This window comes from Mycobacterium sp., assembly GCF_008709575.1.
Taxonomy (GTDB): Bacteria; Actinomycetota; Actinomycetes; order Mycobacteriales; family Mycobacteriaceae; genus Mycobacterium.
In genome coordinates this window covers 1-526 of record NZ_VYIK01000559.1, presented here as the reverse complement: position 1 = coordinate 526, position 526 = coordinate 1, and the positions used below count along the sequence as shown (strand labels likewise).

The window sequence follows — 526 nt, the reverse complement described above, 5'->3', positions numbered from 1 at the left end:
CGCACAGCTAACCGGCGCTCATACCGCGACATTCTCCTCGACAGCTCCGACAAAACCCAACGACCAACACCGACCAACAAAACCGCCAACTGTTCTCGACCCGGTGCGCATGCCTGATCACCCGTGCGGCACCGCGGCGCCGCGGCCCAGCACAGCATGGCGCTCACGCAGGTGCCGGCGGGACCGTGACTTGCCCGAACTCGGCCCGGCTCAGGTGATGTCGGCGACGAAAATGCCGACCCGCCCCGCCTGCAACCGTGCCGGCCACGGCAACCCCTGGGCGTCGGAGCCGGCCGGCAGGATCCGCGGATTGGTGATGTGCACGGTCTCGCGGGTGAGCCGCACCTCGGCCTCGCCGGCGGCCAGCACGTTCTTGACCCAATTGGTCTTGCCGTGGGCCAACGCGATCGCCAGGACGTTGCCCTTGCGGTAGGCGGTCACGATGGTCTCGTACGGTCTTCCGGACTTGCGGCCGCGGTGTTTGATGACGGATAACCCGGGTAGATAGCGCGCGATCGGCCGCACC

At 67.7% G+C, this 526-nt stretch carries 1 protein-coding gene; it reads right to left on the bottom strand.

The window, feature by feature from the left end:
* Positions 1-210: 210 nt before the first annotated feature.
* Positions 211-526, bottom strand: a 316-nt coding sequence (locus tag F6Q13_RS20130) for a nitroreductase family deazaflavin-dependent oxidoreductase (protein WP_293060196.1), incomplete at its 5' end; no start/stop codon positions are given.